At 65.6% G+C, this 17,872-nt stretch carries 15 protein-coding genes; 8 read left to right on the top strand and 7 right to left on the bottom strand.

The window, feature by feature from the left end; translation table 11 throughout:
* A partial coding sequence (locus ISS20_RS09300) for an ATP-binding protein (protein WP_291435911.1) occupies positions 1 to 1,368 on the bottom strand: 1,368 nt, incomplete at its 3' end.
* Between the two features lie 131 nt (positions 1,369 to 1,499).
* Here ISS20_RS09300 and ISS20_RS09295 point away from each other — a divergent pair.
* On the top strand, positions 1,500 to 2,450 hold the full coding sequence (locus tag ISS20_RS09295; protein ID WP_291435908.1) for a cation diffusion facilitator family transporter: 951 nt from the start codon (positions 1,500 to 1,502) through the stop codon (positions 2,448 to 2,450).
* Positions 2,447 to 2,905 (top strand): D-aminoacyl-tRNA deacylase, encoded by a 459-nt coding sequence (dtd, locus tag ISS20_RS09290; RefSeq protein ID WP_291435906.1) that lies wholly within the window; start codon positions 2,447 to 2,449, stop codon positions 2,903 to 2,905. The genes ISS20_RS09295 and dtd overlap by 4 nt, the downstream gene beginning before the upstream one ends.
* Before the next feature lie 34 nt (positions 2,906 to 2,939).
* Here dtd and ISS20_RS09285 read toward each other — a convergent pair whose 3' ends face one another.
* The 6 genes from ISS20_RS09285 to ISS20_RS09260 all read right to left on the bottom strand — a co-directional run bounded on the left by ISS20_RS09285 (position 2,940) and on the right by ISS20_RS09260 (position 10,735).
* Complete coding sequence (locus ISS20_RS09285; protein ID WP_291435904.1) at positions 2,940 to 4,223, bottom strand: MFS transporter; 1,284 nt, start codon at positions 4,221 to 4,223, stop codon at positions 2,940 to 2,942.
* An 11-nt stretch (positions 4,224 to 4,234) separates the two neighbouring features.
* Entirely contained in the window at positions 4,235 to 4,984 is a 750-nt protein-coding gene (locus ISS20_RS09280; protein WP_291435902.1) for a sulfite exporter TauE/SafE family protein, read from the bottom strand.
* 122 nt (positions 4,985 to 5,106) lie between these two features.
* Positions 5,107 to 6,837, bottom strand: coding sequence for a hypothetical protein (locus ISS20_RS09275; protein ID WP_291435900.1), 1,731 nt, complete (start codon positions 6,835 to 6,837; stop codon positions 5,107 to 5,109).
* Between the two features lie 65 nt (positions 6,838 to 6,902).
* Entirely contained in the window at positions 6,903 to 8,858 is a 1,956-nt protein-coding gene (locus tag ISS20_RS09270; RefSeq protein WP_291435898.1) for an FG-GAP repeat protein, read from the bottom strand.
* Between the two features lie 387 nt (positions 8,859 to 9,245).
* Complete coding sequence (gene ybeY / locus ISS20_RS09265) at positions 9,246 to 9,707, bottom strand: rRNA maturation RNase YbeY (RefSeq protein ID WP_291435896.1); 462 nt, start codon at positions 9,705 to 9,707, stop codon at positions 9,246 to 9,248.
* A gap of 71 nt (positions 9,708 to 9,778) precedes the next feature.
* Positions 9,779 to 10,735, bottom strand: a complete 957-nt coding sequence (locus ISS20_RS09260; protein WP_291435894.1) for a PhoH family protein — start codon at positions 10,733 to 10,735, stop codon at positions 9,779 to 9,781.
* 80 nt (positions 10,736 to 10,815) lie between these two features.
* Here ISS20_RS09260 and ruvA point away from each other — a divergent pair, with 80 nt between their 5' ends.
* The 6 genes from ruvA (at position 10,816) to ISS20_RS09230 (ending at position 17,796) form a co-directional block, all read left to right on the top strand.
* Entirely contained in the window at positions 10,816 to 11,391 is a 576-nt protein-coding gene (ruvA, locus tag ISS20_RS09255; protein WP_291435892.1) for a Holliday junction branch migration protein RuvA, read from the top strand.
* A gap of 68 nt (positions 11,392 to 11,459) precedes the next feature.
* Entirely contained in the window at positions 11,460 to 13,379 is a 1,920-nt protein-coding gene (locus tag ISS20_RS09250) for a trypsin-like peptidase domain-containing protein (RefSeq protein WP_291435890.1), read from the top strand.
* A gap of 8 nt (positions 13,380 to 13,387) precedes the next feature.
* The gene (gene ruvB, locus ISS20_RS09245) at positions 13,388 to 14,446 is read left to right on the top strand and encodes a Holliday junction branch migration DNA helicase RuvB (protein ID WP_291435889.1); all 1,059 of its coding nucleotides are present in this window, start codon (positions 13,388 to 13,390) and stop codon (positions 14,444 to 14,446) included.
* Positions 14,447 to 14,500: 54 nt separating this feature from the next.
* The gene (locus ISS20_RS09240; RefSeq protein ID WP_291435887.1) at positions 14,501 to 15,796 is read left to right on the top strand and encodes an efflux RND transporter periplasmic adaptor subunit; all 1,296 of its coding nucleotides are present in this window, start codon (positions 14,501 to 14,503) and stop codon (positions 15,794 to 15,796) included.
* A 6-nt stretch (positions 15,797 to 15,802) separates the two neighbouring features.
* Positions 15,803 to 17,041: an ABC transporter permease gene (locus ISS20_RS09235; RefSeq protein WP_291435885.1), complete on the top strand. Its 1,239-nt coding sequence runs from the start codon at positions 15,803 to 15,805 to the stop codon at positions 17,039 to 17,041.
* Entirely contained in the window at positions 17,041 to 17,796 is a 756-nt protein-coding gene (locus ISS20_RS09230) for an ABC transporter ATP-binding protein (RefSeq protein WP_291435883.1), read from the top strand. Before ISS20_RS09235 ends, ISS20_RS09230 begins: the two co-directional genes overlap by 1 nt.
* The last annotated feature ends 76 nt before the right edge of the window (positions 17,797 to 17,872 follow it).

Here is a 17,872-nt window from a genome sequence, read left to right as displayed (position 1 = left end):
GAAGGGCTCGAACAGGTGCTGGCGTGCCTCGGGCGGTCTGCCCGGACCGTGGTCGCGTACCGACAGGGCCACGTGTCCGGCACCGGCGCGCGCCATCTCAAGGTGCAGCTGGCGTTCAGGGGGGGGCACTTGCTCCAGTGCCTGCAGGGCGTTCATCAGCAGGTTGTGGATGATCTGCTGCAGGGCCACGGGTTCGGCCAGCACCTGGGGCAAGTCAGGGGGGGCAGACACCTCGGGCGCCACGCCGCGCTGCGCCATTTCTGGCTCCAGCAGGTGCAGCACGTCCTGCACGGCGGTGGGCAGCGCCAGTGGCTGGGCCTGGGCCGCCAGGTCGGGCCGCTCCACCAGGCGGCGCAGTCGGCCCACCACGGTGGACGCGCGGCGTGCCTGTTCCACAGCCCTGGCCATGGCGGTTTGTGCCGTCGCCAGCTCGGGCGGGTCATCGGCCAGCAGGCGCTGCGCAGCCTGGGTGCTGGACAGCAGTGCGGTCAGCGGCTGGTTCAGTTCGTGGGCCATGCCTGCAGCCAGCTCGCCCAGCGTGTTCAGCCGAGCCACCTGGCCCAGGCGCAGCAGCTCTTCCGCCCGTTGGCGGGCAACGCGCTGGCGCCACAGTGCGCGGCCGGCAGCCCACAGTGCCGCGGTCAGCAGGCACCAGCCCAGCATGCCCCACCAGGGCAGCTCGTGCAGGCCCACGCTGCGCCGGGCCACCACATCCAGCGGCTGGCTGGGTGCGGCCAGCAGTTTGTGAAAGTCGTAGCTGCGGATGCCACTGCCCTGATTGGCATGGCCGGGCTGCACCACAAAGGCAGCGCCGCTTCGCTCCAGCGTCACGCGAACCGGGCTGGTCGCCATGTCCATAGGCCACTCGTCGGTCGGGATGGTGGTGCGCAGGTCGATGTGCAGCGCATAGCTGCCGGGCGTGCCCGCGAGCACCAGGTAGTAGCGGCCTGCGGGCAGGTTCAGCCCTGCCATAGCGGCGTGGCCGGTGCGGCGCGAGGTGGCTTCGGCTGCCGCCAGTTCGGCCTGCAGCGCGGGAGGCCAGTCGCTGTGGGCCGCCCTCTGCAGCACGGCCAGGATCTGGGGGTACACCGATGTCAGGCGGGGCAGGGGCGATGCCGCGTTGTGCAGGTCATCCGCCGCAGCGGCGGGCTGCAACAGCGCCAGCGTGGCCATGATGGCGTCGTGCTGCACCACGCGCTGGCTCAGTAGCCGGTGCACGATGCGCGCGTCGGTCTCAAACGCCGCGTGCAATTGCTGCAAGCGGTTGACCGCCAGCCAGCCAGAGCCAGCACAGGCCACCAACGCCCATAGCAGCAAGCTGGGCAGGTGGGGCGTGTGTCGCAAAAGAAGGCGCCAGGCGGGGAGCATGCGCGGATTCTGGCATGGGGGCTGCGTTGCCTTAGCCCTGGGCTGCACTCGTGCCTCCCATTAAACGGAGCTTAAGGTGGCTCTGGTGTAATTTCCGATTCGCCTGTCTGCCGCTCCTTCGCATACCCACCATGTCCGCATCTTCTCCAGCATCCCACCCCTGGCTATCGCCCCGCAACCTGCTCTGGGCCTCGGTGGCCGTGGCGGTGGTCACCATCGCACTCAAGACGCTGGCCTGGGTGGTCACGGGCTCGGTGGGTCTGTTGTCCGACGCGATGGAGTCGTTTGTGAACCTGGCCAGCGCCATGTTTGCGTTGGCGATGGTGACGGTGGCGGCGCGGCCGGCTGATGACGACCACCCCTATGGCCACCACAAAGCCGAGTATTTTTCTTCGGGCTTCGAGGGCATCCTCATCGTGGGCGTATCGGCGGGCATCCTGTGGGCTGCCGGGCATCGGTTGTTCGACCCACAACCCATCGAGCAGGTGGGCTGGGGCCTGGGGCTTTCGGTGCTCAGCTCGGCCCTGAACGGGCTGTTGGCATGGGTGATGTTCCGCTCGGCGCGCGAGCACCGCTCCATCGCGCTGGAGGCCGATGCCCGCCACCTGGTGACCGACGTGTGGACCTCGGCCGGTGTGCTGGTGGGCATTGCGGGCGCGGCCCTCACCGGCTGGCTGTGGCTGGATGCGGCGGCGGCCATTGCTGTGGCGCTGAACATCCTGAAAGAGGGCGTGGAGCTGGTGTGGCGGTCGTCCCAGGGCCTCATGGATTCAGCGGTGGAGCCCGAGGTGCAGGCCACCATCGACGCCACGCTGCAGCAATTTGTGGCGGCACAGGCACCCGGTGCCGTGCGGTTCGACCATGTCTCCACGCGCCGCGCAGGCCAGCGCCAGTTTGTGGACATGCACCTGCATATGCCCGCCCACTGGACCTTGCGCCACGCCGCCGAGCTGCGCGGCCAGGTCGAGCGCGCGCTGATGACCGCCGTGCCCGGCCTGCGCGCCACTATCGAGCTGCTGCCCACGGATGTGGAGGCGCATTTCGACGACCCCCGTGATGATTTGAAGGATGCCGTGAAGTGATCAGCGTATTGCAACGTGTGCGCGAAGCGCGTGTAGAGGTCGAGGGGCAAACCGTGGGCGCCATCGGCGCAGGCCTGCTCGTGCTGGTGTGCGCCGAGCGCGGCGACACCGATGCCGAGGCCGACAGGCTGCTGGCCAAGCTCCTCAAGCTGCGGATTTTTTCGGACGCTGCGGGCAAGATGAACCAGAGCGTGCAGGATGTGGGCGGCGGCCTGCTGCTGGTCAGCCAGTTCACCCTGGCGGCAGACACCACCGGCGGCAACCGCCCCAGCTTCACCCAGGCGGCCGCGCCTGACGAGGGGCGGCGGCTGTACGACTACCTGGTGGCCCAGGCGCGCAAGATTCACCCTGTGGTGGCCACCGGCCAGTTTGCAGCCGATATGCAGGTGCACCTGGTCAACGACGGACCGGTGACGATTCCGCTGCGGATGCCGCCTGCAGCTCATCAAAATTGATAGCTGCTTTCGCTTGATATATAAGCGCTAGAGCCTATTTAGGCTCTGATGTTTTCAGAGAAACCAATGGCGACACAGGCAGAAACCGGAACGCCATGGACGCCAGCGTCAGCCAAGTCGCAATGGCCAACATGACGGCCGTGTGCGCATCCCAGCCCTGGCGCTGGGCGCCGTTGGCCACGATGCCGGTGTACCACTGCATCAGCGCCACGCCCAGGAACATCGCCATGGTGTACGCCGACAGGGCCCGGCCTGTGAGCGCGGCCGGGTATGAGGCGCGCACATCGGCGTACTGCAGCACGCCGTAGCCCGAGAGCAGCCCCATCAGCAGGATGAGCACCACGCTGGCCGCCGGGTGCACACGCAAAAATGCCAGCAGCGCGAACAGCCCAGCCATCAGCAGCGAGGCGTTGCCGATCCAGCGTCGGCGGCGGCCAATGCCTGGGTCCAGACGGCCCGCCAGACCGGGTGCAAACAGCGCAATCAAGGACAGGCCCAGCGCCACGTTGCCGCTGTCCACCAGCGTGAGGTGGTACCGCTCCATCAGCAACGGCGCCAGCCACAGGCCCCGCAGCGACAAAAACGCGGCGTAGCCCGACATACCCAGCAGCAGGATGCCCCAGGTGTGCGGCACCGTGAGCAGCTGGCCAAAGCCCAGCAGCGCCTGGCCCCAGGTTTCGCGCTGCGCCGGTGGCGGCACGAGCGGGGCGGGCTCGTGCACCCGCAGCCAGATCAGCAGCCACGACAGCGCGCTGAGCACCGCCAGCACGGCATAACCCGTGCGCCAGCCGCCACCGTGCTGCACCAGCCAGGCCAGTGGCGTGCCGGTGAATAGCAGGCCCAGACCGCCAACTCCCATCGCCACGCCCGACAGGTAGGCAAACCGGTCGGCAGGGAAATGCCGCGCAATGAACAGCGTGCAGGCCAGAAACGCGGGCGAGCAGCCCACGCCGATCATCAACTGGCCCACCATCAGCCACGCATAGCCGGGCGCTGCTGCTGAGAGAGCAGCCCCGGCAATCGCTAGTGGAAAGGCGGTGAGCACCGTGCGCCGCAGGCCCCACAGATCCAGCCCCACGCCCATCAGCAACTGGGCCACACCGAACGACAGGCCGAACAGCCCGGCAAAGGCCCCCAGCGACCCGGGCGAAAGCCCGAACTCGGCGGTCAGCCCCTGGGCCAGGATGGCGGTGGTGGTGCGAAACGCCTGGCTCAGCGCAAAGCCGCTGAGCAGCGTGAGCAGCATGGCCCACAGCACGCGGGGTGGTGGGCGGCCGCTGCCCGCGGGTAAGGATGGAGGCGCCGACGAGGACGGCAAGGGGCTGCTGCTCACTGCCGCCAGAAGAACACCGCCGCCATCACCAGCCCGGTAGCCACGATGCCCCAGCGCAGCACGTTGGCAGGCAGCTTGCGCGCCACGCGGGCACCGCCATAGCCGCCCGCGGTGGCGGCCACCATCATCACCAGCGCCTGCGGCCACTGCACGATGCCGCCCGCTGCGTAGATGGCCACCGCAATCGCGGTGAGCAGGGCCGAGACCAGGTTCTTCATGCCGTTCATGGCGTTGAGCTGGGTTTGCCCCAGCAGGCCAAACAGCGCCAGCAGCAAGATGCCCAGCCCGCCGTTGAAGTAGCCGCCGTACCCCGCCACGGCCAGCATGCCCAGGGCCGCCTTCCAGGGCGCGGCGGGGCCATGGGCCGACGCGCCGGCCCACTGGCGCAGGCGCGGGCCCAGCGCAAACATCGCCGTGGCCGCCAGCAGCAGCCAGGGCACGACCTTGCGGAAGGTAGCGTCGGGCGTGATCAGCAGCAGCGCCGCCCCGGCCGATCCGCCGATGAGGGCCAGCAGCACCACCGCCCGCATGGACAGGCCGGGCGGCGGCTGCATGTCTTCCCGAAACCCCCAGGCCCCCGCCATGTAGCCCGGCAACAGCGCCACCGTGCCCGTAGCGTTGGCCACCACAGGTGGCACGCCGGTGAAGACGAGGGCAGGCAGGGTCAGAAAGCTACCGCCACCGGCAACGGCATTGAGGGCGCCAGCGATGAAGGCGGCGGTGAGAAGCAAAGGTGTGTCGAGCATGCACCGATGGTAGGGGGTGGCGCCACCGCCATTGGCGACGGCGCAGGTGCAACACTTTTTCCTTCCCTGGCGCCTGTCAGGTGCTGGGGCTGGTCAATATGAAAGGGCTACCCTCAGCGCAATCAGTACAGATAGGCTGCATTGGGCGCGGCGGGTGTTACGCCATCCGTAGCGCTGCTGGTGCCCACGGCCAGGGTGCTGGCATCACCAGACAGCGCCACGCCAGCGCCGAAGCGCGCAAGTGCGCGCGGTTGGGGCGCCTTGAGGTAGGACCTGTGTGCCCAGGTGGTGCTGTCACGGCGGTAGATGTTGACGGCCCCGGCCGCGCTGGCGGCCTGGTTGCTGGCGTCGCCATTGATGCCGGGGGCGTTGCTGGCGTCCCTCAGGTTACCCAGGGCGAGCGTGCGGCCATCCGAGGAAAGCGACAACATGACGCTTGTTGACTGCGATTGGCCATCAGCCTTGACCGACAGGGCCGGCTGCTGCGTCCAGGCGTCCCCCGTGCGTGTGAAGGTTTGCAGCTCAACGCTGGAGAATCCAGCACCATCCAGGACGGCCAGCGTGCTTCCGTCCCCGGACAGCGCAAAGGGGTGCTCCCCATCCATTACGTCGGTGGTCTTGCTCCACACTTGCTTGGGGGAGCTCCACGTACCACTGAGTTGTGTCAGGACAGACACGTCGTGCTGGCTGTTCGCTGCGAGGAGTGTGCCATCGCTGGACAGGGCTACTACCGCTCCGAAGCGGGCCACACGCCTGTCGGTGCTGCTGCGCGGCAGGTGCGCCTGCTCCGCCCAGGCACTGTTGTTGCGGACAAAGGTGTGAACCGCGCCCAAACCACCGCCAAAAATGGAATCGCTTCCGCTGGAGATCGAGCCGACGAGGCTTCCTTCAAGCCCCGGGGTGAAGTTAGCGCCTTCTTCAGGAGCTCCCACTGCCAGCAGGTTTCCGTCGGCTGACAGAGCCACGCTGAAGCCAAAGTGTTGGGGGGTGCAGGGAAACACAAACGTGCCCATGACGTCGAGGCGGCTGCAGGATTCGACTTTCTGCGGTGTGTTGCGTGCCTTGATGTAAGCCTGCTGGCTCCAGGTGCCGCTGCTGCGAGTGAGTAGATAGACCGCTCCTGCGCCATACGCATCGCGGTTGGATGCATCACCATTGATGCCCCGCGCGTTGCTTCTTTCTTCCGGTGCGCCCACAGCCAGCGTATTACCGTCAGCAGACAAAGCCACGCTGGCGCCAAAGGCCATTTTGGCGGCGGAGTTGGTGTTTTCAATGCGCGCCTGCTGACTCCAGGTGCCGCCCACTGTATTGCGACTGAAGACATACACCGCGCCTGCCCCGGCCAACCCGCCTGAGCTGTCCTCGCTCGGAGATCCAACAACCATTGTTGCACCGTCCGCCGACAGGGCAATCACATTTGTGTAGCTGCCAACTCGCGCGGCATTGCCGCCGGCGAGTTCGAACTTGCCAATGGCCTGCGTGAGGGCGGGGGTGACGGTGGCCGTGAACGGGCCACAGCCGTTCGCATCGCAGGCACGCAGTCGGTAACTGGCGTTCACACGCTCGTGTAGTAGCTGAGGGGCGAGGCTATGGGCGTAAGAGGTGCTGCTCAGTGCGCCTCCGAGCTGTGTCTCGGGCAGGGGGCCTGTCGGTCCATCGGGGTCCTCAAACAGTTCATAGCGTGTGGCTCCGGCGCTGGCATTCCAGCTGAAGTTGTAGCCCTTGACCCCGTAGCCTACGGTGAGGCTGAAAGGTGTAGGGGAGGTCGAGCTTCCGGAGCCGCCGCCGCAGGCTGTCAGTACCAGCGGGATAGCGAGAAACAAGCCGTTCAGGGGTTGAAGAATGCGAGGCATGAAGGGATTCCTTAGAGTGTTGGGTTTTGGCGAGTGGAGTGGGAGGGCGTGCCCCGGATCAATGGTCAGTACAGATACACCGCCCCGACGCTGACGGGAAGGGGCATTGCAGGGTAGGCGGGGCTGCCCGAGTTGTCCGCCTGGTTGCCTTGGATATCTTTGGCCAGACTGTCTTCGCCCGTGGCGCCCACTGCCAGGGTGGTGCCGTCGCCTGACAAGGCGATGCTGGCACCAAAGAGGTCCCCCGCATCGGTATTGCTGGCCTTCAGGTAGGCGCGTTGACTCCAGGTACCGCCACTTCGCTGGTATATGTAGGCAGCGCCCGCGCCGCCCGCAGAATGGTCCGCCTGTTTGCCATTGATGCCCCTGGCGCCGCTGGCTTCGGCCATGGCGCCCACGGCCAGAGTATTGCCGTCGGCAGACAGTGCGAGGCTGGATCCATACCAGTGGTCCTGGCCGGTGTTGCTGGCCTTCAGATAGGCCTGCTGGCTCCACGCATCGTTGCCGCGGGTAAACAGATAGGTGGCGCCCGCACGTGCCAGGGTGCGAGCGCCGGGCGGGTTGTTGATGCCCGTTCCAGACGCGCTCTCATCCTGGGCCCCAACGGCCAGTGTGTTGCCATCTGCCGAAAGTGCGAGCTTGAGGCCAAATCGGTCGTTGGCGGCAGTATTGGATGCCTTGACAAAGGCCTGCTGGCTCCAGCCTTTGCTGCTCTGGGTGAAGACGTAGACCGCACCGGAGCTGCTGGCCGATTGATCCTGCTGGTTGCCATTGACGCCGGTGGCGCTGCTGCTCTCCTGCGGAGCCCCCACAGCCAGCGTGCTCCCATCACCCGAGAGCGCAATGGATTCGCCAAAGTGTTTCCAACGCAGGCTGTCGGTGTTGCTGGCTTTCAGGTAGGCCTGATGGGCCCAGATACTTCCTCCTCCGGCGCCGCTGCTGCTGCGGGTGTAGGTGTATACCGCGCCTGAGCGGATGGCCGAGTTGTCGCTCTGATCGCCATTGATGCCGGTGGCTTTGCTGCCTTCGCCGGGTGCGCCAACGGCCACCAGGTTGCCATCGGAAGACACCGCCACGCTGCTTCCGAAGCTTTGGGGGTTGCGTACGTAATAGCCCATGATGTCAACGCTGTAATCGGCCTTGGGGCGCGTATTGCTTGCCTTGATGTAGGCCTCCTGCACCCACTTCATAGAAAGGCCGTGAGGCAGGGGGCTACCGATGGCCTTGAAGACGTATGCGGCACCCGCACCCTGGGTCTGGGTGTCGGATGCGTCGCCGTTCACCCCTTTGGCACTGCTGGTCTCGCCGGGTGCTCCCACGACCAGTGTGGATCCGTCGGCAGACAGGGCCAGGCTGGCGCCAAAGCGGGGACCGTTGTCCAGGTAGCGTCCGTTGTCGTAGGCCCGGTTGTTGCCGGCCTTGAGATAGGACGCCAGTGTCCACAAGCCGTAGCTATTGTTGCGCGAGAAAACATAGACGGCGCCTGCGTTCGTGATGGAGTTGTCGGCTTGGTCGCAGGAGGTGGTTGTGGGGCAGGTCGCGTTGCTGCGTTCGCCGGTCGCGCTCACGGCCATCACTTTTCCATCTGCCGACAGCACCACGGCACCCCCAAACGTGTCGCCAGGCTCACTGTTGCTGGCCTTGAAGTAGCCAATGGCCTGGGCCACATCGGGCACGACTGCGGTCGTGAATGCTCCGCAGCCAGTGCCGTCGCAGGCGCGCAGGCGGTAGGTGGCATTCACTCGCTCATGCAGTTGCGCTGACTTTATCTCGTGGAAAAAGGCGGTAATGGTGTGGTCGTTGGTGCTGCCTACTATCGTCTCCGGCTGCGGGCCAGTGGGGCCGTCAGGGTCTTCGAACAGCTCGTAGCGGGAGGCGCCCGTGCTGGTGTTCCATTGGAATTTGTAACCTTTGGTTCCGTAGCCCACGGTGAAACCCGACGGCGCTGCAAGGCCCGTGGATGGAGCGTCCGAACCTGAGCCCCCACCGCAGGCCGCCAGCATCACAGGGACGGCCATCATCAGTGCCCGCGCCAGGTGAGTCGGCCTCGGGGTGGTAGGTGTCCTGCGAGGTATGGAGTGTCCGATCATGGGCAATGTCCTGTTGTCCTGAAGTGGGAAAGGAAGCGGTGCGAACGGAGGAGGATGGGGGCTTGGCGATGTCAGATGTGTGCCCCCAAGTGCCGTAGCCAGGGCCGTGCAGCGTTACAAACGCTTATCCCGAACCTGATCCTTAGCCCTCCCTTAGGTCGGACTTTTATACCACTCAGTAAAAAATAAACAGCAAGAAATACGATTTGTTTCCGGATCCCTGCAGGAGGCTTGGTGGGCAAGATGTGACCCGTGGTGAGGCACGTGCAGCGCCAAGCCCAGGGCGCTCTATGCCTTGGCCGCTCTACTTGGGCGGCGCTATTCAGAAGCGTACGGGTCTGCAAACCCCAGCTCTTGCAGGATGTCGGTCTCGTAAGCCTCCATCTCCTCGGCATCGGCCTCACTCGTCTCGTGGTCCCAGCCCTGGGCATGCAGCGCGCCGTGCACCAGCATGTGGGCGTAGTGTTCTTCCAGGCTCTTGTTTTGCTCCTTCGCTTCCCGCTCGATCACGGGGGCGCAAAGCACCAGGTCGGCAGTCACCACCGGCTCCTGGGTGTAGTCGAAGGTGAGCACGTTGGTGGCGTAGTCCTTCTTGCGGTACTCGCGGTTGAGCTGCCGGCCTTCTTCAGCACCCACGATGCGCACGGTGATCTCGGCGTCGGTGGCCAGGGCGTGGCGAATCCAGCGCGTGACCTTGTGGCGGGGCAGCACGGCCCGGTGGGCGGCGGCCTCGTCAAACGAGCCGAACTGCAGCGACAGGGAGAGTTGGTTCAGTGGCATGTGAAGCGAAATTGGCGGCAGGCGCTGGAAGAGTAGGTGCTGAAAGCTATGAAAATAGGAGCGAGTGGTGTTCAGTCCCTGCCGCGTGCAGTGGCTGCACGGCGGGGGGCGTCATAGGCGTCCACGATGCGGGCTACCAGTGGGTGGCGCACCACGTCAGCGCTGGTGAAGTGGGTGATGGAGATGCCCTTCACACGTTTGAGCACCCGTTCGGCGTCGATCAGGCCGCTCAGGTTGCCCTTGGGCAGGTCGATCTGGCTCACGTCGCCCGTCACCACCGCCTTAGCGCCAAAGCCAATGCGGGTGAGGAACATCTTCATCTGCTCGGGGGTGGTGTTCTGCGCTTCGTCCAGGATGACGAAGGCGTTGTTCAGCGTGCGCCCACGCATGAAGGCCAGCGGCGCGATCTCGATGGCGTTGCGCTCGAAGGCCTTTTGCACCTTGTCATGCCCCATCAGTTCATACAGCGCGTCGTACAGCGGGCGCAGGTAGGGGTCCACCTTCTGCGCCAGATCGCCGGGTAAAAAGCCCAGGCGTTCCCCCGCCTCGACCGCCGGGCGGGTCAGCACGATGCGCTGCACGCTGCTGCGTTCCAGCGCGTCCACCGCACTGGCCACGGCGAGATACGTCTTGCCCGTGCCGGCCGGGCCGATGCCGAAGGTGATGTCGTGCGTGGCGATGTTCTGCAGGTACAGGTTCTGCGTGGGCGTGCGGCCGCGCAGGTCGGCACGGCGGGTGTTGAGGATGATGGCGTCGTCCGGGGCCTCCAGCAGTTCGCTGTCGCCCGCGAGCATGAGCTGGATGTAGTCTTCGCCAATGGGGCGCTCGGCCATTTCATAGAGGGCCTGCAGCAGCTCCATCGCCTGCGTGGCCTTGGCCTTGGGGCCATCGACCTTGAACTGCTCGTGCCGGTGCGCAATGCTCACCTGCAAGGCCACCTCGATGGTACGCAGGTGCGCATCGGCCGGGCCACACAGGTTGGTGAGCCGGGTGTTGTTGTGGGGGGTGAAGGTGTGGCGCAGGATCACGCGGATAATTCCAGTCAGGCAACGGAAAACAGCAAGAACGGCGGCGCGGCATGTCATGTCCGCGACGTCAAAGGACATCAATGATAGGCAAATTGACCGGCACCCTGCTGGAGAAGAATCCCCCCGAGGTGCTGCTGGACTGTCACGGCGTGGGCTACGAGGTGAATGTGCCCATGAGCACGTTCTACAACCTGCCCGCCGTGGGCGAGCGGGTGAGCCTGCTGACCCAGTTCATCGTGCGTGAGGATGCGCAGCTGCTGTACGGCTTTGCAACCGCCCCTGAGCGCCAGGCGTTTCGTGAGCTGATCAAGATTTCAGGCGTGGGGCCGCGCACTGCCTTGTCCATCCTGAGCGGCATGGGCGTGAGCGACCTGGCGCAAGCGATCTCGTTGCAGGAGGCGGGGCGCCTAGTCAAGGTGCCGGGTATCGGCAAAAAAACGGCAGAGCGCTTGCTGCTGGAGCTCAAGGGCAAGCTGGGCGCCGACATGGGCGCTGTGCGCGATGCGGCCACCAGCGATGCGCAAGCCGACATTCTGCAGGCGCTGCTCGCGCTGGGATACAACGACAAAGAAGCGGCAGCGGCGCTCAAGGCTCTGCCGGTGGAGGTGGGAGTCAGTGATGGCATCAAGATGGCGCTGAAGGCGTTGGCGAAGTAGCGCTGCGTGTCTTTGCAAAATCGTGTGGTTCTTTGTGATGACGTCTTTTCAGGTTGTTGGAGCATTCCATGGCAAACAGTTTTAGAAATCTGATGAGCGCGCTTGGTGGTGTGGCCCTGTCATTGCTGCTGGCGGGCTGTGGGGGCGGTTCCGGAGACGCAGAGGCGACGTCTCAGACCACCCGCATGGAAGGCTGGGTACAGCCCGCCAGCGCTGACCAGGGCGTGCCATATGTCAAGTTGCGCGAAGCGATAAATCTGCCTACCCCTGCGAAAATCCGGCTTGGTGCCATTGCACAAGAGAAGGCAATACCTTTCCCTTTAAAGACCGGCTTGGCGCCCCGTCTGATCGGCATGGCCCGCGATGTGGATGCCACTGGCGCATCAGCCCAGACACTGCAGATGTTTCATTGGAGGCCCACCGAGTCGGGAGGGCTGGTCGCTGCCATCAGCTTTTCTTCAGAGGGGGCGCATGGCTTGCGTCTCGGTGTGGTGGTCAAGCAGTTGCCCGGTGGCTCCGTGCTGCGCATCTACAGTCCGGCAAAAGCTGGCACGGTGTTTCAGATCCCAGGCCAGGAGGTGCTGCAGCGCATTCAACGACAGAAGATGGCAGGGGATTCGGGCCTAGACGGACAGACTTGGTGGACTCCCGATTTGGGTTCTGACGAAGTCACTCTGGAGGTGGAGCTACCTCCGGGGACCCCGTTGGGAGCACTCGACATTGCGGTTCCTCGCGTGTCACATATCTTTGAGGACCTGTCGCTTCCGACGGAGGGCGATTTCTCCACGAAGATCAACGAGTCGGCAGCCTGCCAACTGGACGCCTCCTGCTACGACGCGTATGCCAATCAGCGCAACGCGGTCGCACGGATGATCTTTACTTCTGGTGCCAATACCTACCTGTGCACTGGCACGTTGCTGAATGACAGCATTTCTTCAGGCACGCCCTATTTTCTGACGGCCAATCACTGCATTTCGTCCGCAGCGGAAGCAGAGTCGCTGCAAACGGACTGGTTTTACAGGACGCCAATATGCAATAGCCGTACCTTGTCTTCTTCGGCAGAGAGGCGGCTGGGTGGAGCGACTTTGCTCTACGCTTCCGATGGTTTCGACATGACATTGCTCAAGCTCAATGAGGCCCCTCCGGCTGGTGCATTTTTTGCTGGCTGGGACGCGGGCGCTCAGGTGGTAGGTTCGGAAGTGACGGGGCTGCATCACCCGCGCGGGGACGTGCTCAAGATCAGTTTTGGCAACATCAGCGGGCAAACCTTCTGCACTCCTCCTGGCACTGGCACCGGATTCCAGTGCATAGGCAATTCGGGTAACTACTATCAGATCAACTGGAGTCGAGGAACAACCGAGGGCGGCAGTAGCGGCTCCGCGCTGTTCAACAGTGCCAACCAGGTGATTGGTACCTTGTATGGCGGAAGTGCGACGTGCTCGGCCAAGACATCCTCCGAGTTCTATGGGCGGTTTGATATTGCGTTCAACACGGCATTGAAGAACTGGCTGGCACCAGCGTCGTCCCCCCCTTCTGGCAATGGCCGCGCCGCAGTCTATCGGTTCTTCAATGGCACGACCGGTGCCCATTTTTTCACCACCAGCGTGGCGGAGCGTGACAATACGATACAGACGGCGCCCAGCTTTTCGTACGAAGGCGTTGCCTTTTATGCGCAGGCAGCCCCTGCGACCGGCAATTCCGCTGTGTATCGTTTCTATGGTCTTGTGGGCGGTGCGCACTTCTACACCAGCAGTGCACAGGAAAGAGACTCCGTACTGAATAACCTGCCGTCATATCGCTATGAGGGCGTTGCCTGGTATGCAGCGCCCAGTCCCACTGCTGGGGCATCCCCTGTGTACCGCTTTTACAGGCCCTCGAAGCAGGTCCATTTCTACACGATTAGCCTGGCAGAACGTGACTTCATTGTCTCCAACAACCCTGAATATGTGTACGAGGGTGTGTCCTACTACGCGTGGACCAGCCAATAGGCGTTGACATGACCATCCAGACCGACGACTTCACCCCCGCCCCCGCCAAACGCGTCATCTCCTCAGTCCCCGCATCCCCCCAAGAGGAGGCCATTGAACGTGCCCTACGCCCCAAGCTCCTGCAGGAGTATGTGGGCCAGGCCAAGGCGCGGGAGCAGCTGGAGATCTTCATCGGCGCGGCGCGTAAGCGGGGCGAGGCGCTCGACCATGTGCTGCTGTTCGGCCCGCCCGGCCTGGGCAAGACCACGCTCAGCCACATCATTGCGGCGGAGCTGGGAGTGAATCTGCGCCAGACCAGTGGCCCTGTGCTGGAGAAGCCCAAGGACCTGGCGGCGCTGCTGACCAACCTGGAAAAGAACGACGTTCTTTTCATCGACGAGATCCACCGCCTCTCGCCCGTTGTCGAGGAAATCCTCTACCCCGCGCTGGAGGACTACCAGATCGACATCATGATCGGCGAGGGGCCCGCGGCGCGCAGCATCAAGCTCGACCTGCAGCCCTTCACGCTGGTGGGTGCCACCACGCGCGCGGGCATGCTCACCAACCCGCTGCGCGACCGCTTTGGCATCGTGGCGCGGCTGGAGTTCTACACGGCCGACGAGCTGGCGCGCATCGTCAAGCGCAGCGCGGGGCTGCTCAATGCGCCCATGGATGACGAAGGTGGTTTTGAGATCGCCCGCCGCTCGCGCGGCACGCCGCGCATTGCCAACCGGCTGCTGCGCCGGGTGCGCGACTATGCCGAGGTCAAGAGCGATGGCCGCATCACCAAAACAATAGCCGACCGGGCCCTGGCCATGCTGGACGTGGACCCGCAGGGCTTTGACGTGATGGACCGCAAGCTGCTCGAAGCCGTGATCCACCGCTTTGACGGCGGCCCGGTGGGGCTGGACAACATTGCCGCCAGCATTGGCGAAGAGGCCGGCACCATCGAGGACGTGATCGAGCCCTACCTGATCCAGCAGGGCTTTTTGCAGCGTACGCCGCGTGGGCGGATTGCCACGCTGGCGGCGTTCAGGCACCTGGGGGTGGCGCCGCCCAAGGCGGCGGGCGGACTCTTCTCTGAATGATCTGAAGGCACGGCACATGACACCCCGAACATCCCTCGCACTTTGGATTGTCTTGTGAACAAGCGACGTTGGGTCCTGGGGCTGGGCGCGGCAGTGCTGGTGGTGGCTGCCGCAGTGGGCGCAATGGCGTTGCAGGGGCCGCAGGTCGATGCCCTGTTGGTGCAGTCGGCGCCGCTGGTGCGTACGCTGCAGTTTTCGGCGCGCGTGGCCACGTTGTCGCGGGTGGACGTGGGCAGCACCATCACCGGCCGCGTGGCCGAGGTGCGGGTGGCAGAAGGCGCACAGGTGCGCCAGGGTGATGTGCTGGTGCAGCTGGAGGCCGACGAGCTGCGGGCTGCCCTGGCGCAGGCTGTGGCGGCTGAGCGCCAGGCACAGTCGCGCCTGGTGGGCCTGCGCAGCAGCGGCCGCAGCGCGGCACAGGCGGCGCGCGCGCAGGCCGACGCTACCCTGCAGGCGGCCAGCGCCAACCTGGCGCGGGTGCAGCAGCTGGTGGCCCAGGGGTTCTATAGTGCCGCGCAGCTTGATGAGGCGCAGCGCGCCGTCGAGGTAGCCCGGGCGCAGCAGTTGAGCGCGCAGGCGCAGGTCCAGGCCAACTCCGATGCGGGCACCGATGTGGTCCAGGCGCAGGCGCAGCTGGCGCTGGCCCAGGCGGCCACGGTGGCGGCCCAGGCCCGCCTGGCGCAGACCACGTTGTTGGCCCCGGCCGATGCCCGCGTGCTGGTCCGCGACGTCGAGCCCGGGCAGATCGTGCAGCCTGGCAAGGCCCTGCTCAGCCTGGCGCTGGCCGGGCCCACCCAGCTGGTGGCCCAGGTGGACGAACGTTTTCTGGACCAGTTGCTGCCGGGCCAAAAGGCCTCGGTGGTGGCCGATGCCTTTGCTGGCCAGCGCTTTGCAGCACGTGTGCTCACCATCGCACCCTCGGTGGATGCTCAGCGTGGCGCCATTGAGGTGAAGTTTGCGCTGGAGCAGCAGGCCCCCGCCTTTCTGCGCGAGGACATGACCTTGTCGGTCGAGGTCGAGACTGCGCGGCGCGAGCGTGCCCTGGTGCTGCCGCAGGCGGCCCTGCGGGGTGCGGTGGTGGGTGACCAGGCCACGGTGCTGGTGTTGCAGGAGGGGCGCGCCCAGGCCCGCCCCGTGCGGCTGGGGCTGCGCGCACTGGACGCTGTGGAGGTACTGGACGGCCTGGCCGAGGGCGACACCGTGCTGCGTGGCGGCACCGCGCAGGCTGGCGACCGCGTACGTGCCCGCACGGTGGAGTGGAGCGCGGGCTCCGCCACAGCCGGTGCAGCGCAAGGTCGATCCCAAGGCGCTGACGCCGGCGCTACCCTCACCAACGCCATGGGCCGTTGAGCCGCCATGTGGATCTGGCCCGGCTTCGAGTTGCGCGTGGCGCTGCGCTTTCTGCGCGAAGGGCGCATGCAGACCGTGCTCATCATCGTGGGCGTGGCGGCGGGCGTGGCCGTCATTGCCTACATCTCGGCGCTGATCAGCGGACTGCAATCGAACACCCTGGCCAAAACACTGGGCGCCCAGGCGCACATCACCCTGCGGGCGCCGGACGACCTGGTCATACCGGCAGCCCCTGCCTTGCCTGGCACCGCTGCGCTGACCGAAACCCAACCGCGTGCCCAGCGCCTGCGGTCGGTGGCCAACTGGCAGGCGCTGGTGCCGCTGCTGGAGCGTTTGCCCGAAGTCGCTGGGGTGTCGCCCATGGTGTCCGGCTCGGGCCTGGCGCTGCGCGGCGAGGCATCGCAGGCCATTGCCCTGATGGGCGTGGATCTGGACCGCTATGACCGCGTGGTGGGGCTGCGCTCCAAGGTGGTCAGTGGCACCGCGCGGCTGGCACCGGGCGAGGCCATCGTGGGGCGCGAGCTGGCCTCCGACCTGGGCGTGCGTGTGGGAGACCGCCTCACGGTACAGACGAGCGGCGCGGGCGGCACGGTGAGTGATTCGGTGCGCGTCACCGCGCTGGTGGACCTGGGGGTGAAAGACCTGAACCGGCGCACTGTGATCGTGCCGCTGCGCGCGGCGCAAAGCCTGCTGGCGCTGCCGGGGGGCGCCAGCCAGCTCGACCTGACCTTGAAAGACGTGTGGGTGGCACAGACCCTGGCGCGTGCGTTGCAAATGCAGTTCCCCTACAAGATCGAGAGCTGGCAAGAGAGCAATGCCCAGCTGGTGTCAGCACTCAACGCGCAGTCCATCAGCACTTCCATCATCCGGGGTGTGGTGCTGGCGGTGGTGGTGCTGGGCATTGCCAGCGTGCTGGTGGTGTCGGTGGTGCAAAAGGGCCGCGAGATCGGCATCCTGCGCGCCATGGGCGCCACGCGGGGCCAGGTGCTGCGCGTGTTTCTGTTGCAGGGCGCTGTGGTGGGTGCGCTGGGCTCGGTGCTGGGCTTGTTGCTGGCGGTAGGGCTGATCTGGGTGTTCACGCATTTCGTGCGGGGCTCTGATGGCATGCCGCTGTTTTCGATTGCGCTGGCGCCCGCCATGGCGTTGCAGATTGCGCTGATTGCCTCGGTGTGCGGCGTGCTGGCGGCCGTGGCGCCCGCGCGGCGCGCAGCGGCGCTGGACCCGGCGCAGGCCATCAGGATGTGATGAACACCGCAGCCGCCCCCGATCTGATCGCGTTCGATGCCGTGCGCAAGAGCTACAACCTGGGCCGCCCCAGCGAGGCCGAGGTGCTGCACGGCATCAACCTGCAAGTGCGCCGGGGCGAGTTCATCGCGCTGATGGGGCCCTCGGGGTCGGGAAAAAGCACGCTGCTCAACATCCTGGGCCTGCTCGAACGCATGACGACTGGCAGCTATCTGCTGGACGGCGAGGCGGTGCAGGACCTGGACGATGCCGCGCTCACCCTGCGCCGACGCAGCACCCTGGGGTTTGTCTTTCAGTTCCACCACCTGCTGCCCGCGTTCTCAGCGCTGGAGAACGTCACGCTACCGGCCCTCATGGCCGAAGGCCGCGTCAGTGCCGCTAGCCGCGATCACGCGCGCAGCCTGCTGGACGCCGTGGGCCTGGCCCAGGCCATGGACAAGCGCCCGGCAGAGCTGTCGGGCGGCATGCAGCAGCGCGTTGCCATTGCACGCGCGCTGGTCATGAACCCGCCGCTGGTGCTGGCCGATGAGCCCACCGGCAACCTCGACACTGCCTCGTCAGCCGAAGTGTTTGCCTTGTTGCGCCGCATTCACGCCGAGCGGGGCACGAGTTTTGTGGTGGTCACACACGACCCGCGCCTGGCCGCGCGCTGCGACCGGCTGGTGGAGCTGATCGACGGGCACATTGCGCGCGACGAGCCAATTGCTGCAGGTGTGGAGCCGGTGCCCACCGCGTTGCCTGCGCTGAAGCGTTAGGGGGCGCGCGGCGGGGTGCCTCCGCGTGCAAAGAATCGCACTGCTTCTGATTTGATAGCTGCTGGCGCTTATCTTA

It is taken from the genome of Acidovorax sp., from assembly GCF_016783915.1.
Classification (GTDB): domain Bacteria; phylum Pseudomonadota; class Gammaproteobacteria; order Burkholderiales; family Burkholderiaceae_C; genus Acidovorax.
Note: the sequence above shows the minus strand (reverse complement) of the source record. Positions and strands in the feature narration are given on the sequence as shown.